General features: G+C 60.1%; 17 protein-coding genes and 1 pseudogene. 2 read left to right on the top strand and 16 right to left on the bottom strand.

The window, feature by feature from the left end:
* Positions 1-294: 294 nt before the first annotated feature.
* The 13 genes and pseudogenes from AB4N64_RS03285 to AB4N64_RS03225 all read right to left on the bottom strand — a co-directional run bounded on the left by AB4N64_RS03285 (position 295) and on the right by AB4N64_RS03225 (position 10,516).
* A complete protein-coding gene (locus tag AB4N64_RS03285) occupies positions 295-1,080 on the bottom strand; it encodes a TatD family hydrolase (protein ID WP_460121940.1) in 786 nt (261 codons plus the stop codon).
* Positions 1,081-1,095: 15 nt separating this feature from the next.
* Entirely contained in the window at positions 1,096-1,452 is a 357-nt protein-coding gene (locus tag AB4N64_RS03280) for a PilZ domain-containing protein (protein ID WP_460121938.1), read from the bottom strand.
* Positions 1,453-1,494: 42 nt separating this feature from the next.
* Positions 1,495-2,481: a DNA polymerase III subunit delta' gene (locus AB4N64_RS03275; RefSeq protein ID WP_460121936.1), complete on the bottom strand. Its 987-nt coding sequence runs from the start codon at positions 2,479-2,481 to the stop codon at positions 1,495-1,497.
* A complete protein-coding gene (gene tmk / locus AB4N64_RS03270; RefSeq protein WP_460121934.1) occupies positions 2,474-3,106 on the bottom strand; it encodes a dTMP kinase in 633 nt (210 codons plus the stop codon). The genes AB4N64_RS03275 and tmk overlap by 8 nt, the downstream gene beginning before the upstream one ends.
* A 19-nt stretch (positions 3,107-3,125) precedes the next feature.
* On the bottom strand, positions 3,126-4,352 hold the full coding sequence (mltG, locus tag AB4N64_RS03265; RefSeq protein ID WP_460121932.1) for an endolytic transglycosylase MltG: 1,227 nt from the start codon (positions 4,350-4,352) through the stop codon (positions 3,126-3,128).
* Between the two features lie 3 nt (positions 4,353-4,355).
* Positions 4,356-5,171 (bottom strand): aminodeoxychorismate lyase, encoded by an 816-nt coding sequence (gene pabC / locus AB4N64_RS03260; protein WP_460121930.1) that lies wholly within the window; start codon positions 5,169-5,171, stop codon positions 4,356-4,358.
* Positions 5,171-6,415 (bottom strand): beta-ketoacyl-ACP synthase II, encoded by a 1,245-nt coding sequence (fabF, locus tag AB4N64_RS03255; RefSeq protein WP_460121928.1) that lies wholly within the window; start codon positions 6,413-6,415, stop codon positions 5,171-5,173. The genes pabC and fabF overlap by 1 nt, the downstream gene beginning before the upstream one ends.
* Positions 6,416-6,523: 108 nt before the next feature.
* Positions 6,524-6,760: an acyl carrier protein gene (gene acpP / locus AB4N64_RS03250; protein WP_368554645.1), complete on the bottom strand. Its 237-nt coding sequence runs from the start codon at positions 6,758-6,760 to the stop codon at positions 6,524-6,526.
* Positions 6,761-6,957: 197 nt separating this feature from the next.
* Positions 6,958-7,698 (bottom strand): 3-oxoacyl-ACP reductase FabG, encoded by a 741-nt coding sequence (gene fabG, locus AB4N64_RS03245; protein ID WP_460121926.1) that lies wholly within the window; start codon positions 7,696-7,698, stop codon positions 6,958-6,960.
* 16 nt (positions 7,699-7,714) lie between these two features.
* Positions 7,715-8,653 carry an ACP S-malonyltransferase gene (gene fabD / locus AB4N64_RS03240; RefSeq protein ID WP_460121924.1) on the bottom strand — a complete coding sequence of 313 codons (939 nt, stop codon included), beginning with the start codon at positions 8,651-8,653 and terminating at the stop codon, positions 7,715-7,717.
* Positions 8,654-8,778: 125 nt separating this feature from the next.
* Positions 8,779-9,788, bottom strand: a pseudogene (plsX, locus tag AB4N64_RS03235) (phosphate acyltransferase PlsX).
* 4 nt (positions 9,789-9,792) lie between these two features.
* Complete coding sequence (gene rpmF, locus AB4N64_RS03230) at positions 9,793-9,975, bottom strand: 50S ribosomal protein L32 (protein WP_003179396.1); 183 nt, start codon at positions 9,973-9,975, stop codon at positions 9,793-9,795.
* Between the two features lie 13 nt (positions 9,976-9,988).
* Complete coding sequence (locus AB4N64_RS03225; RefSeq protein ID WP_368554651.1) at positions 9,989-10,516, bottom strand: YceD family protein; 528 nt, start codon at positions 10,514-10,516, stop codon at positions 9,989-9,991.
* Positions 10,517-10,621: 105 nt separating this feature from the next.
* On the opposite strand from AB4N64_RS03225, the gene AB4N64_RS03220 reads away from it, so the two are divergent.
* Positions 10,622-11,200 carry a Maf family protein gene (locus AB4N64_RS03220; protein ID WP_460121922.1) on the top strand — a complete coding sequence of 193 codons (579 nt, stop codon included), beginning with the start codon at positions 10,622-10,624 and terminating at the stop codon, positions 11,198-11,200.
* A 55-nt stretch (positions 11,201-11,255) separates the two neighbouring features.
* On the opposite strand, the gene AB4N64_RS03215 is transcribed toward AB4N64_RS03220, so the two are convergent.
* Genes AB4N64_RS03215 through rluC form a run of 3 tightly spaced genes read right to left on the bottom strand, consistent with a single transcriptional unit; the run spans position 11,256 to position 13,876 of the window.
* Positions 11,256-12,242, bottom strand: coding sequence for a S49 family peptidase (locus AB4N64_RS03215; RefSeq protein WP_460121920.1), 987 nt, complete (start codon positions 12,240-12,242; stop codon positions 11,256-11,258).
* A gap of 25 nt (positions 12,243-12,267) precedes the next feature.
* A complete protein-coding gene (locus AB4N64_RS03210; protein WP_460121919.1) occupies positions 12,268-12,930 on the bottom strand; it encodes an HAD-IA family hydrolase in 663 nt (220 codons plus the stop codon).
* Positions 12,917-13,876 (bottom strand): 23S rRNA pseudouridine(955/2504/2580) synthase RluC, encoded by a 960-nt coding sequence (rluC, locus tag AB4N64_RS03205; RefSeq protein ID WP_460121917.1) that lies wholly within the window; start codon positions 13,874-13,876, stop codon positions 12,917-12,919. Before rluC ends, AB4N64_RS03210 begins: the two co-directional genes overlap by 14 nt.
* Positions 13,877-14,577: 701 nt before the next feature.
* Here rluC and rne point away from each other — a divergent pair.
* Positions 14,578-17,772 carry a ribonuclease E gene (gene rne, locus AB4N64_RS03200; protein WP_460121915.1) on the top strand — a complete coding sequence of 1,065 codons (3,195 nt, stop codon included), beginning with the start codon at positions 14,578-14,580 and terminating at the stop codon, positions 17,770-17,772.
* Positions 17,773-17,832: the final 60 nt, after the last annotated feature.

Here is a 17,832-nt window from a genome sequence, read left to right as displayed (position 1 = left end):
ACTTGCGCAAAAATGCACGGATCATCCGCGCATTCCTCTGTTTGTCGATGATTTCTCGCAAGGTTCTGTTTTGATGAGAACGCTTCCGAAGCGGCTGTATTCCAAAATTGTTTAAAAACCGCGACCGGTGAACTGGACTCGGCGCAATCCTGATCAATACTTCAACTGTCGGCGGGGCATCTCCCCCAAGTGTCTCGCCGATATTGGTACCAACGGACCGCGTACCATTGTTTTACTCCTAATGGTCTTAACCCGGATTCACCCCCCAGAACCCGGGTTTTTTTTGCCTGCGATTCAGCCTTTTACATGAGCCAGCGGGAACAGACGCTTGAAGTTCGCCGTGGTCTGTTCGGCAAATCGTGCGTAGGATTCGCCGCGCAACATCGCCAGGAACTCTGCCACTTCCCGCACATATTGCGGCAGGTTCGGCTTGCCGCGATACGGGATCGGGGCCAGGTATGGCGAGTCGGTTTCCACCAGCAATCGGTCGGCAGGCACCTTACTCGCTACATCCCGCAGCGCATCGGCATTGCGAAAAGTGACAATACCGGACAGAGAAATGTAATAACCCATGTCCAGCGCTTCCTTGGCCATCTCCCAATCTTCAGTGAAGCAGTGCAGGACACCGGCCTGGGGCAACGCGGCTTCGCGCAGCAGGCTCAAGGTATCGGCCCGGGCACCCCGGGTATGGATGATCACCGGCTTGCCGGTCTGCTGCGCGGCTTGCAGGTGCAGTCGAAACGACTCCTGCTGTAACTGCGCCGCTTCGGGCTCGTAGTGATAATCCAGCCCGGTCTCTCCGATCGCCACCACCCGTGGATGGTTGAGCTCGCGCAGCAGCCAGTCCAGCGCTGGTGCGGCACCGGGTTGCACGTCCAACGGGTGCACGCCCACCGAACAGTCGACATCCTCGTAGCGCTCGGCCAGGGCTTTGACGTCGGCCGCATTATCGGCACTCACGCCAATGCACAGAAAATGTCCTACGCCGCGCTGCCGCGCGGCATCGAGTGCGGCATCGAGAGAGCCATCGTGTGCGGCGAGGTCAAGGCGATCGAGGTGGCAATGGGAATCTACAAGCATAAAAAAGTTGGCAACTTACATCGTATGGGTGGGACGGTCGGACTTTAGGGCTCCGACCAGATGGGTTTCGATTCGACTGCGCGCGGCGTTATCGCCATCGTTGAATTGAACACCAACGCCAGCGGCACGATTGCCTTGGGCACCTTTGGGTGTGATCCAGGCAACTTTGCCAGCCACCGGAATTTTCTCCGGCTCGTCCATCAGGTTCAGCAGCATGAATACCTCGTCACCCAACTTGTAGCTCTTGTTGGTCGGGATAAACAGCCCGCCATTCCTGAGGAACGGCATGTAGGCCGCGTAAAGCACGGACTTGTCCTTGATGGTCAAGGACAAAATGCCGTTGCGCGGCCCCGGGTTCTCGGCTTCATTCATGCTGACCTCCACTGCTGATAGTCAGAGTCTAGGCATAGTCGATCACTTCTGGATAGGCAAAGACGCCCATTGCACCAGCAAGGCTTCCAGCAACAACACGCGATTGAGATTGGCCTTGCTGAGCACTTTCTGGCGCTGGGCGAGGATCCAGTCCTGAATATTCAAGGTTTTTTCCTGGCTGGTTTTCTGCGCCAGGTACTGCACGACCTTGCGCATATCGGACAATCCCAACCCGTCTTCATCCTGGGTCAACTGATAGCGCAGGATCAGGCTCGACCAGTCGCAAAACCAGTCGAACAGCAACAGCAGCGGCACCGAATTCCAGCCCTCGGCCAATTGCGTGGGGGATTGTTGCTGCTTGAGCAGCTTCTTCACACCGTCGACCACCAGTGCTCGTTGCTCCTGTACGCCCTGAGCGTGCAGGCTGACCGCTGCCAAGGGCGAACCGGCAGCGAGGGTCAGCAGTTCGTTGCGCTCTTGTTCATTGCAATCGGGCAGAGCGGTCGCCAACCACGCCAGGCTCACGGCCTCGCTCGGCAACGGGCAGGCTTGCTGCACGCAACGGCTCTTGATGGTCGGCAACAGGCGGCTGCTCTGATGGCTCACCAGCAATAGCACCGTATCGCCGGACGGCTCTTCAAGACTTTTGAGCAAGGCGTTGGCGGCGTTGATGTTCATCGACTCGACTGGCTCGATCAGCACCACCTTGCGCCCACCCAACTGCGAGGTCTGAACCACGAAGCTGACCAGGTCACGCACCTGGTCGACCTTGATCGCCTTGTCGGCTTCTTCGGGCTCCAGAATGTAGTTGTCGGGGTGGCTGCCGGCCTTTAGCAACAGGCAGGATTTGCATTCCCCGCAGGCGTTCTGAGCCGTCGGCTGCTGACACAACAGCTGTGCCATCAGGCGCTCGGCCAACGCACGTTTGCCAATTCCCGCCGGCCCGTGCAGCAAATAGGCGTGCGCATGCTGCTTGCGACCGGCCAATTGCTGCCAGAGGCTGTCCTGCCACGGGTAGGCTTCAGCCACGGCTCAGCTCCAGCAGGCGCGGTAGCAGCGCATCCAGCGACTGTTGAACCTGCGCCAGCGGCTGTGCGGCGTCGACGAGCACGTAGCGCGCTGGCTCGGCGGCGGCGCGCTTGAGGAAAGCACCGCGCACCGCATCGAAGAATGTGCGCCCTTCCCGCTCGAAGCGATCCAGGCGACCCCGTGCGCTGGCACGGGCCAGGCCCACTTCCACCGGCAAGTCGAAGATCAGCGTCAGGTCAGGACGCAGATCGCCCTGGACGAAGGTTTCAAGGGTCGCGATGCGCTCCATCGACAGGCCGCGGCCACCACCCTGGTAGGCGTAGGTCGAATCGGTAAATCGGTCACACAGCACCACCGCACCCCGCCCCAGCGCCGGGCGAATCACCCCGGCCAGATGCTGGGCGCGGGCAGCGAACACCAACAGCAACTCGGCATCCGGATCCATGATTTCTTCGACAGGCGTCAGGAGGACTTCGCGGATCCGTTCGGCCAGCGGCGTCCCGCCCGGCTCCCGGGTCAGCACCACTTCAAGACCGGCGGCACGCAAGCGCTCGGCGAGGTACTCGCGATTGGTGCTCTTGCCCGCACCTTCAGGGCCTTCCAGGGTAATAAACAAGCCAGTCACAGGCAGTCCTTAGTCGAGTTCATTGCGAGCCTTGCGGCGTGGCGGCGTCCGTTTCGGGCGCAACAGCAGGTTCTTTGGCAGGTTCTTCAGTCGATTGCGGGGCCGATTGTTCAATGGGCGCAGACGGCGTCACGGGCGGCAATGCCTGCGGCGAAGTGTCTGGTGAATCTGGCGTGATCGGCGCCGGCTCACCCGTGGCTTCCGGCGCCGTGACTGGCGCGGGGCTTGAGCGGTAATCGGCGCGACGCTTGAGCTGGAACTCACGCACAGCGTTGTTGTGGGCATCCAGGTCATCGGAGAACACGTGACTGCCATCGCCCCTTGCCACGAAATACAGGCTGTTGCCAGCCACCGGGTTCAGAGCGGCATGGATCGCCTCGCGGCCAACCATCGCAATCGGGGTCGGCGGCAGGCCCGCAACCATGTAGGTGTTGTAAGGGTTGGATTCCTTGAGGTGGGCGCGGGTCAGCTTGCCAGCGTAACGATCGCCCAGGCCATAGATCACCGTCGGATCGGTCTGCAGCAGCATGCCCAGTCCCAGGCGACGCACGAACACCCCGGCGATCTGCCCACGTTCTTGCGGCACACCGGTCTCCTTCTCGACCAGCGAGGCCATGATCAGTGCCTGGTAAGGCTCGGTGTACGGCACATCTGCGGCGCGTTGCGCCCATTCCTTGGCCAGGACTTCATCGAGGCGATCATAGGCTTTTTTCAGCAGCTCGACGTCGGTCATGCCCCGTACAAAGCGGTAGGTGTCCGGGAAGAAACGTCCCTCCGGGAAGATGCCCTTGTGGCCGAGCTTGTCCATCACCTCGCTATCACTCAAGCCGTCGAGCGTCTGGTCCAGCTTTTCAGCCTTGGCCAGGGCAGCACGTACCTGGTGGAAATTCCAGCCTTCGACCAGGGTCAGGCTGTACTGGACCATTTCGCCACGCTTCCACAGGTCGATCAGCCCGTCGACAGTCATGCCGGGCTGCATGCGGTACTCGCCGCTGTGCAATGGCTGGCCGGCCAGGTTGAAGCGCCAATACACGCGCAACCAGAAGGCATCCTTGATCACGCCATCGGCTTCAAGTCGGTAAAAAGTGCGGGTGGGCGTGGTGCCCTTGGGCACGTCCAGCAGCTCTTCCTGGGAAATATTCAAAGGCTGGTGTAACGCCGTATGGATCTTCCAGGCCGAAGCGCCCAGACACAACCCTGCCAGAACCAGGCCGGTTTCCAGCAACAGCAAGAGTTTACGTCTCACGTATCAAGCATCCAGTAGCGCACGGGAAATGTGTTGGAGTTTACGGGTGAGCGGCCCAACCGGCCAGCTCAGCGCTGCATAGGCGCGCACTGGCCAGACGCCGTAGACGCTGTTGCAGACAAACACTTCGTCGGCCCATTGCAGTTGTTCGAGGGTGATATCGGTGATTTGCGTGGGAATTGCCGACGACTCGGCTTGAAACAATAATTCCGCACGCATCACCCCGGCCACGCCACAGCGCTTGAGATCGGCGGTGATCAAGACACCATCGCGTACGATGAACAGATTACTGAATACCCCCTCGATCACCCGCCCCGCGTGATCGAGCATCAAGCCTTCGGCATATTCGGTGTCCTGCCATTCGGCACGGGCAATGACTTGTTCGAGGCGGTTCAGGTGCTTGAGCCCGGCGAGCAAGGGTTGCGCGGACAGGCGCGTGGTGCAGGGGAACAGCCGCACCCCCTGTTCTGCATGAACGGCAGGATAAGCAGCGGGCGGATTGCCCTGCAGGATGCGTCGAGCCACAGCTGCCGGGTCGGGCGCGTAACCGCGCAGACTGTCGCCGCGCGTGAGGATAAGCTTGAGTACACCCTCGCCCAGTGCTGCGGCATAGGCCAGCAACTCGCTGCGGACCAAGCCGTGATCGGCGCTGATCGAAAGCCTCGAACAGCCATGGGCCAGACGCGCCAGGTGGCGTTCCAGCAGCAACGGCTGGCCGCTACGCACGGCAATGGTCTCGAACAGACCATCACCGTAAGCCAGGCCGCGATCCTTCAGCGACAGAGCGTCAGCCGGCTGACCGTCGACCCAACTGTCCATCAGCCTGCGAACCGCCGGAACACGAGCGAGCCGTTGGTGCCACCAAAGCCGAAGGAGTTGGAGATGACCACGTCGATATCCATGTTGCGCGCCGTGTGCGGCACGAAATCGAGATCACAACCTTCGTCCGGCTCATCGAGGTTGATGGTTGGCGGCGCCACCTGGCTGTTGATGGCCAGCACGCTGAAGATCGCCTCGACCGCGCCCGCCGCACCCAGCAGGTGACCGGTCATGGACTTGGTCGAACTGACTGCCAGCTTGTAGGCGTGATCACCGAATACCGACTTGATCGCAGAGGCTTCAGCCAGGTCGCCAGTCGGCGTCGAGGTGCCATGGGCGTTGATGTACTGGACCTGATCGGCATTGATCCTGGCATCGCGCAGGGCATTGGTGATGCAGCGCGCAGCACCGGCGCCGTCTGCAGGTGGCGACGTCATGTGGAACGCGTCGCCACTGGTGCCGAAACCCACCAGCTCGGCGTAGATGGTCGCACCACGAGCCTTGGCGTGTTCCAGCTCTTCAAGCACCAGCGCACCGGCACCGTCGGACAGGACGAAACCATCACGCCCCTTGTCCCATGGACGACTGGCACGGGTGGGCTCGTCATTGCGGGTGGACAATGCACGCGAAGCGCCAAAGCCGCCCATGCCCAGGCCGCAAGCAGCCATCTCGGCACCGCCGGCAATCATCACGTCCGCTTCGTCGTACATGATGTTGCGTGCCGCCATGCCGATGCAATGCGTACCGGTGGTACATGCGGTGGCAATCGCGTAGTTGGGCCCCTGTGCACCCAGGTGGATCGACAGGAAACCGGAAATCATGTTGATGATCGAGCCTGGCACGAAAAAGGGAGAAATCCTTCGTGGGCCGGAATCGTGCAGGGTGCGGCTGGTTTCTTCGATATTGGTCAGTCCACCAATACCCGACCCCATGGCCACGCCAATGCGCTCACGGTTGGCATCGGTGACTTCAAGGCCGGCATTACGCACCGCCTGGAAACCGGCCGCCAGCCCGTACTGAATGAACAGGTCAAGCTTGCGAGCTTCCTTGACCGACAGGTATTCCTCGACATTGAAGCCCTTTACCGAGCCGCCAAAACGGGTGGAATAGGCAGAAAGGTCGGTGTGTTCGATCAGACCAATGCCACTGCGGCCAGCCAGAATGCCCTGCCAACTGCTTGGCACATCCGTGCCCAGTGGCGACAACATACCCATACCGGTGACTACGACGCGTCTACGCGACACAACACTCTCCTTTTTCTAATGACGACTTTGCATCAGGCCTAAAGAAAAAACCGCACGCCGTGACGGCAGTGCGGTTTTTCCACGACAGCAAGCAACGATTACAAACGATTAACCCTGGTGGGAGTTAACGTAGTCGATTGCAGCTTGTACGGTAGTGATCTTTTCAGCTTCTTCGTCAGGGATTTCGGTCTCGAATTCCTCTTCCAGAGCCATCACCAGCTCAACGGTGTCAAGGGAGTCGGCACCCAGGTCTTCAACGAAGGAAGCAGTGTTGATCACTTCTTCTTCTTTAACACCCAGTTGCTCGGCAACGATTTTCTTGACGCGCTCTTCGATGGTGCTCATACCTTGTTTTCACTCCTAATGGACAAATTCAGGCAGCTGGCCAGTGGGTAAGTGTATAGAAAGGCTTTTCAGCTTTTCAACTGAAAGCTTCACTCCCCGTACCCGGTGACCCTCTGCCTATAAATAGATTGCAGCTTTATAACGGATTTTAGACAGCTCGTATGACATTTTTTTGAAGCAATCCGTCACATTTTAACCTACATGTACATCCCGCCGTTCACCGGGATTGTAGCTCCGGTAACGTAAGCCGCACCGTCGGATGCAAGAAAAGCGACCACGGACGCGATCTCTTGCGCTTGACCCAGACGGCCCAGCGGAATTTGCGTCTGCAAGGCTTCACGCTGCGCCTCGGGCAGTTCGCGAGTCATATCGGTGTCGATGAACCCAGGGGTCACCGAGTTTACCGTAATCGAACGCGAACCGACTTCACGCGCCATGGCACGACTGAAACCTTCCAGGCCAGCCTTGGCGGCGGCATAGTTTACTTGGCCTGCGTTGCCCATGGCACCCACTACCGAGCCAATACTGATAATTCGCCCCCAACGCGCCTTGGTCATGCCACGCAAAACGCCCTTGGACAGGCGATATAGACTGTTCAGATTGGTATCGATCACGTCGAACCATTCGTCGTCTTTCATGCGCATCATCAGGTTATCGCGGGTGATACCGGCATTATTGACCAGGATCAAAGGGGCACCGAACTGCTCCTGGATGCTCGCCAGCACGGCGGCAACAGACTCATCGTTGGTGACATTGAGCTCCAGGCCGGTGCCTTGAATACCGTTTTCCTTCAGGGTCGCGGCAATACGCTCGGCGCCGGAAGCGGAGGTCGCGGTGCCGACGACGATGGCACCCTGACGACCCAGTTCCAGGGCGATAGCCTGGCCAATACCGCGGCTCGCACCGGTGACCAGTGCAACTTTACCTTGCAGACTCATGCAAGCTTCTCCTGATTCAGGCCAATGCTGCACGGGCGGCAGCGAAAGCGTCTGGGGTGTTGAGGTTGGATGTCGATACGCCTTCGGCGCAGCGTTTGTTGAGACCGGCCAGTACTTTGCCAGGACCGCATTCGACCAACTGGGTCGCGCCTTTGGCGGCCAGGGTCTGAACCGATTCTACCCAGCGCACTGGCTTATAGAGCTGTTCGAGCAGATCGCGCTTGAGGGTTTCCAGATCGGCCGGCACCTGAGCGCTGACGTTCTGTACCAACGGAATCTGCGGTGCCTGCCAATTGATGGCCGCGATCGCCTCGGCGAAACGCTCAGCCGCCGGACGCATCAGTTCGCAATGGGACGGCACGCTGACCGGCAATGGCATGGCACGCTTGGCACCACGAGCCTTGCAGCCTTCGATGGCGCGTTCGACCGCTGCCTTGGCACCGGCGATGACCACCTGGCCAGGTGAATTGAAGTTGACCGCACTGACCACTTCGCCTTGCGCCGCTTCGGCGCAGGCAGCCAGCACGTCAGCATCTTCCAGGCCAAGGATGGCAGCCATGCCGCCCTGCCCGGCCGGAACGGCTTCCTGCATCAACTGGCCACGACGCTCGACCAGTTTCACCGCGTCGCCCAGGCTCAGGCTGCCAGCAGCGACCAGTGCGCTGTACTCGCCCAGGCTGTGACCCGCGACATACGCAGGGCGCGCGCCCCCTTCGGCCAGCCACAGGCGCCACAGGGCGATCGAGGCGGTCAGGATGGCCGGCTGGGTTTTATCGGTTTGATTGAGTTGCTCTTCCGGCCCTTGCTGGGTCAGTGCCCACAGGTCGTAACCGAGCGCGTCGGAGGCTTCTTTGAATGTTTCGAGGACCACCGGATGTTCCGCGCCCAGCTCGGCCAGCATGCCGAGGGACTGCGAACCCTGTCCTGGAAAGACGAATGCGAGGGAAGCAGACATGTAACAAGCCCCTAATGATCTTGTCGTCGAAGAATTGGCGTCCCGGCAGGGGACGCAAGAAACTGACAGTTTGGATGGCCAATTGAACCAAGCGGTCACATTTAAGCATTGTCCGACGAAAACGCCTAAAGCAACAAATCCTCGAGCCGACCGTGAATGCGCTCTGGCAGGTTTTCCTGAATCTCGATCACGGCCCGCGAAATGGCGCTCTGAAACCCCTGAACACCAGCAGAACCATGACTTTTCACCACAATTCCCTGCAAACCCAGGAAACTTGCGCCGTTATGCCGCGCAGGCGCGAGGTCCGCTTGCAGGCGCCTCATCAGTGGCAGCGCCATTGCACCGACCAATTTTGATGCAAAGTTTTTTTGAACAGCGCTTCGATGCGCCCCGAAATCATGGTCGCCAACCCTTCACTGGACTTGAGCAGGATGTTGCCGACAAAGCCATCACACACCACCACATCCGCTTCGCCACGATACAGGCCATCGCCCTCGACAAAACCGATGTAATTGATACCGCGTGCGCTTTGCAGCAAGGTTGCCGCCAACTTGACCTGCTGATTGCCCTTGATGTCCTCGGTGCCGATGTTCAGAAGAGCCACGCGCGGACGAACAATTCCCAGCGTTTCTGCGGCCACCGAACCCATGACGGCAAACTGCAACAGGTGCTCGGCGCTGCAATCGACATTCGCTCCCAGATCGAGCAACTGACAATAACCCTTCTGCGTCGGAATCGCCGCAACCATGGCCGGCCGGTCTATGCCCGGCAGCGTCTTGAGCACGAACCGCGACAACGCCATCAGCGCACCGGTATTGCCCGCACTGACGCATGCCTGGACCTTGTCATCGCGCAGCAGCTGCAGCGCCACACGCATTGACGAATCGGGCTTGCCACGCAGCGCCTGGGCAGGTTTTTCATCCATGGCAATGACTTGCGACGCTGGGGCAATCGACAGGCGCGAGCGATCCACAGCCGAATGGCCAGCGATCAATTCTTCAAGGAGGGACGGTTGACCGACGAGGGTCAGGTGCAGCGAGGGGGTAGCAGACAGGCAAGCGAGGCTGGCCTGGACAATGCTGCGGGGACCGAAGTCCCCGCCCATTGCGTCAATCGCGATGACTTGAGCGGACAAGTGATTACTCGTCAGCGCCCTTGTCGATCACTTTACGACCACGGTATACGCCTTCTGGCGAAACGTGGTGACGCAGGTGAACTTCACCGGTGGTTTTTTCTACAGACAGGGTGCTAGCCTCGAGAGCATCGTGCGAACGACGCATGTCACGGGCAGAGCGGGATTTTTTGTTCTGCTGAACAGCCATAATTGATTAACTCCTAAACGTTTGGGTCACGCTTTAACTGCGCCAATACACTGAACGGGTTGGACCGCGTTACCTCGTCCTCGCTCGGTTCGGGTTCATCTGCTCCCGCCGGCTGCTGGCATTCTTCCGGATGATGAGCAGGCACAATGGGCAAGGCGAGCAGAAGCTCCTCCTCGATCAGTGACTGCAGATCCAAAGGATCTTCGCCCAGTTCCAGCACGTCATAACCTTTCGGCAACGACTGGGTATTCGCACCCTCCTTCACCACAGCATAACTGCACTCGCTATGGATCGGCAGGGTGACCAGCTCAAGACAACGCTGGCAAACCATTTTGACTTCGGTGTCGATAAAGCTGTGGATCACCACAGATTTACGTTCATCTCGCTCAAAAACGAGTTTGGCCTGGACCGTACCGACAGTGTCGGAAAGCGGGTCGCAGAGTCTCTCCAAATTGGCCAGCAGCAGTTCACCTTGAAGGGTGGTGCCACGGTCAGCCAATTTGCGCGGGTCAACGTGAGGTGGAATCGGGTCATTCAACATAGGCGCAGCATTATAGGGATGCCCCCGGCCATGTCAAAGGAAATTCGGCCCTGTCCGTCACCTGCAAGCCTCGCTAGAATTCGCGCCTGCCATCCGGAGATGCCCATGCTGCCTTTATTACTCGCTTCAAGCTCGGCCTATCGCCGAGAATTGCTGGCCCGACTGCAGCTGCCGTTCATCTGCTGCTCGCCGGATATCGATGAGAGCCGCCTCCCGGACGAGCCCGCCGCTGAGCTGGTGCAGCGCCTCGCCCGGGAAAAAGCCCTGGCCCTGGCCGACCGTCACCCCAACCACCTGATCATCGGTTCTGACCAGGTGGCGGTGCTGGGCGATCGCATTATCGGCAAACCCCATTCCTTCGAAAAGGCCCGCGAACAGCTGCTCGCCTCAAGCGGCGCCAGCGTGACCTTTCTGACTGGCCTCACCCTGCTCAACAGCCAGACCGGCCACTGCCAGGTCGATTGCGTGCCCTTCACCGTGCACATGCGCACACTGAACAGCGCACGTATCGAACGCTACCTGCATGCCGAGCAACCTTATGATTGCGCCGGCAGCTTCAAGGCCGAAGGCCTGGGCGTCAGCCTGTTCCAGAGCACCGAAGGCCCTGATGCCACGAGCCTCGTTGGCCTGCCACTGATTCGCCTGATCGACATGCTGATGGCCGAAGGCGTTGAAATACCCTGAAACCAAGCAGAAAAAAACCGGCCACAAGGGCCGGTTTTTTAGGCAACGAAGACGCTCAGCGCAGCGAAGGCCCCTGAAACCCCATCCACATTGCCAGATGCTCCGCGACGCTGGCGCCGAGCTTCTTCGAGAAACGATCGAACGGTGATTCCTGCACGGTGAAGTCCACCAGCTCTTTTTCGCCGATCACATCACGGGCAACCGAACTGGCATTACCCAGGCCGTCGATCAAGCCCAATCCCAGCGCCTGCTCGCCAGACCAGACCAGCCCGGAAAACAGCTCCGGATGCTCCTTGTCCTTGAGACGATCACCGCGCCCCTGCTTGACGCTATTGATGAACTGCTTGTGCGTGGTATCGAGCACCCCCTGCCAGAACGCCGTTTCTTCAGGCTTCTGCGGCTGGAACGGATCGAGGAACGCCTTGTGCTCACCGGAGGTGTAGGTCCGACGCTCGACACCGAGTTTTTCCATGGTCCCGACAAAACCATAGCCGGCCGCCGTGACACCAATGGAACCCACCAGGCTCGCCTTGTCGGCATAGATCTGGTCGGCGGCACTGGCGATGTAGTAGGCACCGGAAGCACCCAGGTCGGAAATCACCGCGTACAACTTCGTATCAGGGTGCAAGCCGCGCAGGCGGCGAATTTCGTCATAGACATACCCCGACTGCACGGGACTGCCACCCGGACTGTTGATACGCAGGATGACACCCTTGACCTTTTCGTCCTCGAACGCGGCGCGCAGGCTGCCGACGATATTGTCAGCGCTGGCCGGCTCCTTGTCCGCGATCATGCCATTCACATCGATCAGCGCCGTGTAGGCGCCACTGCGGGTGGCGGCCTTTTCCATGTCCATCAAGGGCGTGAACAGCGCCAGCGCAACGAACAGGTAAACAAAGGTCAGGAGCTTGAAGAATATCCCCCAGCGGCGCGATCTGCGCTGCTCCTGCACACCCGCCAGCAGGGTTTTCTCCAACAGCTTCCAGCTTTTCTCGTCGCCGCTCTCTGCACTCGCCTTTGGCGCCTTCCATTCGTCGGTCATGCCCATCTACCCCAGCAAAATCCTGTTAAGCCCGCTGACTCAGCCAGGCATGCAACTCTGAAAAACGATCAATCGCCAGCGTCGGCTCGAACAATTTCAACGCCTCGATCGATTGGGCGCCGTAGCTGACCGCCACCGACCCCATGCCGGCGTTGCGCGCCATCTGCAGGTCAAAGGAGGAGTCCCCGATCATCAGCGCCTGTTCCCGACGAACTTCGCAGTGCGCGAGGATCTGCTCGAGCATCAACGGATGCGGCTTGCTGGCGGTTTCGTCAGCGGCGCGAGTGATGTCGAAGTAGTTCTCCCAACCGTGAGACTTCAGAACGCGATCCAACCCGCGACGCGCCTTGCCGGTTGCGACCGCCAGATGGTAGCCCTCGGCTCGAAACGCCTCCATCGATTCCACAACACCTTCAAACAGTGGCGAAGGTACGGCTTCCGAAGCAATGTAGTGATCTGCATAGTGCTCACGAAACGCAATCAACTCGCTGTCACTGATCTGCGGGTACAACGTACGAATGGCTTCCGGCAGGCCCAGGCCGATGATGCCCTTCACGGCAAAATCGTCGCGCAGCGCAAAGCCCGAGCGTTCGGAAGCGACGTGCATTGCCTCGACTATCCGACCAATGGAGTCGGCCAAGGTGCCGTCCCAGTCGAAAATCAGCAACTTGTAATCAGAGGGGTGCACTCAAACGCTCCACAGTCCTGGCCCACATTTCGTCGACTGGCGCCTGTAGCTTCAATTCGCCACCATCGGGGAGCGGAACGGTCAGCATGTAGGCATGCAGAAACAGACGCTTGCCACCCAGATCGCGGATTTCCTTGCTGAAACCCTCTTCGCCGTACTTGGTGTCACCCGCAATGCAGTGCCCGGCATGCAGAGTGTGCACGCGGATCTGGTGAGTGCGACCAGTAATCGGTTTTGCTTCAACCATGGTGGCAAAATCGCCGAAACGACGCAAAACCTTGAATACCGTCAGAGCATCCTTACCTTCTTCGTCAACTTCGACCATACGCTCGCCAGACCGCAGGTTGCTCTTCTGCAAAGGCGCACGCACCTGCTTGATCGACGACGGCCAATTGCCGCGAACCAGCGCCATGTAGCGCTTGTCGACGCCATCACCGCGCAACTGCTCGTGCAGGTGGCGCAACATGCTGCGTTTTTTGGCGATCATCAGCAGCCCGGAAGTGTCCCGATCCAGGCGGTGAACCAGCTCCAGCTCCTTGGCGTCGGGGCGCAACTGACGGAAGGCCTCGATAACACCGAAGTTCAAGCCGCTGCCGCCGTGAACTGCGATCCCGGCGGGCTTGTTGATCACGATCAGTGCCTTGTCCTCAAAGACAATCGACGCTTCGAGGCGCTGCAAGAGCCCTTGAGCGACCGGCATCGGCTCGTCGCGCTCAGGCACGCGAACCGGCGGCACGCGCACGATATCGCCTGCCTGCAGCTTGTATTCGGGCTTGATCCGACCTTTGTTCACGCGCACTTCGCCCTTGCGCAAAATGCGATAAATCAAGGTCTTGGGCACGCCTTTGAGTCGGGCGAGGAGGAAGTTATCAATACGTTGGCCGGCATATTCCGGCGAGACCTCAAGCAGTTGAACGCCTGGAGTCGAGGGGGCAGTAGTCGTCATGGCGCGGATGATATCAATTTTTTATGGAATTGAAGCACTTAATCATTACTGCTATAGTCGCGAACGCCGCCAAAAGCGGCCTGGACAGCGGATTAGCGGTCAAAAACCGCCCCTGACCAAAGCAATTCACCAGGACGCGAGGCCGTCCTACGGGGCTTTCGCTACGTAACGGTGGAGTTTGCAGCTGTAACGAGCGCAGGTGACATGAGGCCTGAATCACGCCGCAAAGCAGAGTTTTTCACTCGCCACGCGAGCCATATTCACGGCCAGTTCACAAAGTGCAGTCGGCTGCGGATGACCCCGAGCGAAGGCTTCGGAAACAACGCCTAAATTAGCCATGATGCGTGACCTCCCCTTTCGGAGCTCACGGTAAATGCCAACCCGCTGCGGATTCTGCGCGCGGCAGCACCCGAATTATCAGGGATACGTGTAGGGTGGAGATGCACAACCGCTGGACTGTGTAGCAATAGGCTTTCCCAAGACGCTTCATCTCGTCCACAGCCGCCGGTTGATTCCTCCTCCTGACTGAGTGCTTAAGTAGCCACAGCAAGCAGGACGCGTACGTCGCGACGAAGGCCCACATTGGCCGGACCTCGCTGGACACGGGATTGGCCAACCACTCCCGACGCACCTGACACCGACCGTGAGAAGTCGTGTGTGCCGAACGCCGTTTCCGGCAGCCCGGAAACCGACGGTACTACATGAAAAGAATGCTGATTAACGCAACTCAACCCGAAGAGTTGCGTGTTGCACTGGTAGATGGCCAACGCCTCTACGACCTGGACATCGAATCCGGTGCACGCGAGCAAAAGAAGGCCAACATCTACAAAGGCCGGATTACTCGCATCGAACCGAGCCTGGAGGCCGCCTTTGTCGATTTCGGCTCCGAGCGCCACGGCTTCCTGCCCCTCAAGGAAATCTCCCGCGAATACTTCAAGAAGGCACCTGAAGGCCGCGTCAACATCAAGGATGTCCTGAGCGAAGGCCAGGAAGTCATCGTCCAGGTCGAAAAAGAAGAACGTGGCAACAAGGGTGCCGCCCTGACCACCTTCATCAGCCTGGCTGGCCGTTACCTGGTCCTGATGCCGAACAACCCGCGTGCCGGCGGCATCTCCCGTCGCATCGAAGGCGAAGAGCGCAATGAACTGCGTGAAGCCCTGAACGGCCTGGTTGCCCCCGCCGACATGGGTCTGATCGTGCGCACTGCCGGCCTGGGTCGCAGCAGCGAAGAAATGCAGTGGGACCTCGATTACCTGCTGCAACTCTGGACCGCCATCAAGGAAGCCTCGCTGGATCGTTCCGCGCCATTCCTGATCTACCAGGAAAGCAACGTCATCATTCGCGCCATCCGTGATTACCTGCGCCAGGACATCGGCGAAGTGCTGATCGACAGCGTTGAAGCACAGGACGAAGCCCTGACCTTCATTCGCCAGGTAATGCCGCAGTACGCCAGCAAGATCAAGCTGTACGAAGACAGCGTACCGCTGTTCAACCGTTTCCAGATCGAAAGCCAGATCGAGACCGCTTTCCAGCGCGTCGTTGAACTGCCTTCCGGCGGCTCCATCGTCATCGATCCGACCGAAGCCCTGGTGTCAATCGACATCAACTCGGCGCGCGCCACCAAAGGCAGCGACATCGAAGAAACCGCCCTGCAGACCAACCTTGAAGCGGCCGAAGAAATCGCCCGCCAGTTGCGCCTGCGCGACATCGGCGGCCTGATCGTCATCGACTTCATTGACATGACCCCTGCCAAAAACCAGCGCGCCGTGGAAGAAAAAGTCCGCGAATGCCTGGAAGCCGACCGCGCTCGTGTGCAAGTCGGTCGCATCTCGCGCTTCGGCCTGCTGGAAATGTCCCGTCAGCGCCTGCGCCCATCGCTGGGTGAAAGCAGCGGCATCGTTTGCCCGCGCTGCAACGGCACCGGCATCATCCGTGATGTTGAATCGCTGTCCCTGGCGATCCTGCGCCTGATCGAAGAAGAAGCCCTGAAAGACCGCACTGCCGAAGTCCGCGCCCAGGTGCCGATTCCGGTTGCAGCCTTCCTGCTCAACGAAAAACGCAACTCGATCACCAAGATTGAACTGCGCACCCGTGCCCGTATCGTCATTCTGCCGAACGATCACCTCGAAACGCCGCATTTTGAAGTGCAGCGTCTTCGCGATGACAGCCCGGAAGCCGCCAACAGCCAGTCCAGCTACGAAATCGCTGCGGCCGCGGCCGAAGTCGAAGAAGTCCAACCGGCTGCTGCGACCCGCACCCTGGTTCGCCAGGAAGCTGCGGTCAAGACGGCTCCAGCCCGCGCCAACGCTCCGGTTCCAACCGAAGTCCCTGCCACTCCGGTAGCGGCCCCGGTTGCCGCGCCAGAGCCAAGCCTGTTCAAGGGCCTGGTGAAGTCGTTGGTCAGCCTGTTCGCGACCAAGGAAGAGCCTGCTGCCCCGGCCGTGGTTGAAAAGCCAGCCGCTGAGCGTCCAGCACGCAACGAAGAGCGTCGTAACGGCCGTCAGCAAAGCCGCAACCGTAACGGTCGCCGCGATGAAGAACGCAAACCTCGCGAAGAACGTGCACCGCGCGAAGAGCGCGCGCCACGTGAACCGCGCGAAGCCCGTGAAGAAGCACCGGCCGCTCGCGAAGAACGCGCACCACGCGCCCCGCGTGAAGAACGTGCACCGCGCGCCCCTCGCGAAGACCGCAAGCCGCGTGGCGAGCGTGAAGAGCGGGTTCGTGTACTGCGTGAACCTCTGGATACCGTTGCACCGGAAACCGCTGCAGTTGCCGCCACCGAAGAACGTCCGGCCCGTCAGCCGCGCGAAGAGCGCGCTCCACGCCCACCGCGTGAAGAGCGTCAACCGCGAGCCGAACAAGCCGCTGCTGCCGTAGCCGAAGAAGAACTGACCGGCAACGAAGAGCAACCGGGTGAAGACGGTCAGGAAGGCGCCGAAGGTGATCGTCCACGTCGTCGTTCCCGTGGCCAGCGTCGTCGCAGCAACCGTCGCGAGCGTCAACGCGATGCCGACGGCAACGTGATCGAAGGCTCGGAAGAGTCGCCAGCCACCGAAGGCAGCGAAGCACCAAGCGCCGCCGACCTGGCCGCTGGCCTGGCGGTCACCGCCGCTGTCGCCAGCACCGTGATCAGCGCTCCGGCCGAAGCACAGGCCAACGAGCAAGCCGAACGCGCCACTGCCACCACGCTTGAGACTGCCCCAGTCGAAGCGCCGGTCGTTGAAGCGAACACGCCCGTGCAAGTGACCGCCGCTCCGGAAATCGAAGTGGCTCCAGCGCAGTCTGAAGCCCAACCGCAAGCTGAAGCAGTTGCAGAGCCTGCGGTGGTTGTGGAAGAAGCGCCGGCTGTGGTTGCCGAGCCAGCCGTCGAAGTCGCGGCTGAAACCGTGACCGAAACCGTGCGCGAAGTTCGTGAAGAACAAACCGCCTTCAACTGGGTGGCCGAACCAGCCGTTGTCGAAGCGCCAGCGCCAGTCGCCGAGCCGGAAACTGCCGAAGCCATGGTCAGCGAACCTGTGGTGGTAGCTGCCGAACCAGCCCCCGTGGTAGAGGCCCCGGTGGTTACCCAGGCACCGGCACCCGTTGTCGAAGCGGCTCCAGCCAGCGCACTGACTCCAAGCGGCCGCGCGCCGAATGACCCACGTGAAGTGCGTCGTCGCAAGCGCGAGGAAGAGCGTCTGCAGAAGGAAGCCGAACTGGCCGCCGCTGCTGCTCCCGTTGAAGCGGTTGCGGTCGAAGAGCCAGCACCGGTTGCTGCTGAAGTGGTCGAGGCCCCTGCCCCGGTCGCTGAAGAAGCTACCGAATCGGTGATCCACGAAGCTCCGCGCTCCGTTCAGGAAGCCGTGGTGCAACACGAAGCCGAGGAAAAGGAACACGAGCCTAAACCGCTCGCCTGATCCTGCTGCAACTGAAAGCCCCGCCTGGTGACGCCAGGCGGGGCTTTTTTATGTCTGAAT

It is taken from the genome of Pseudomonas sp. S2_C03, assembly GCF_054668405.1.
The sequence above is the reverse complement of the archived record's forward strand: the minus strand, read 5'-3'. Positions and strand labels throughout refer to the sequence as shown.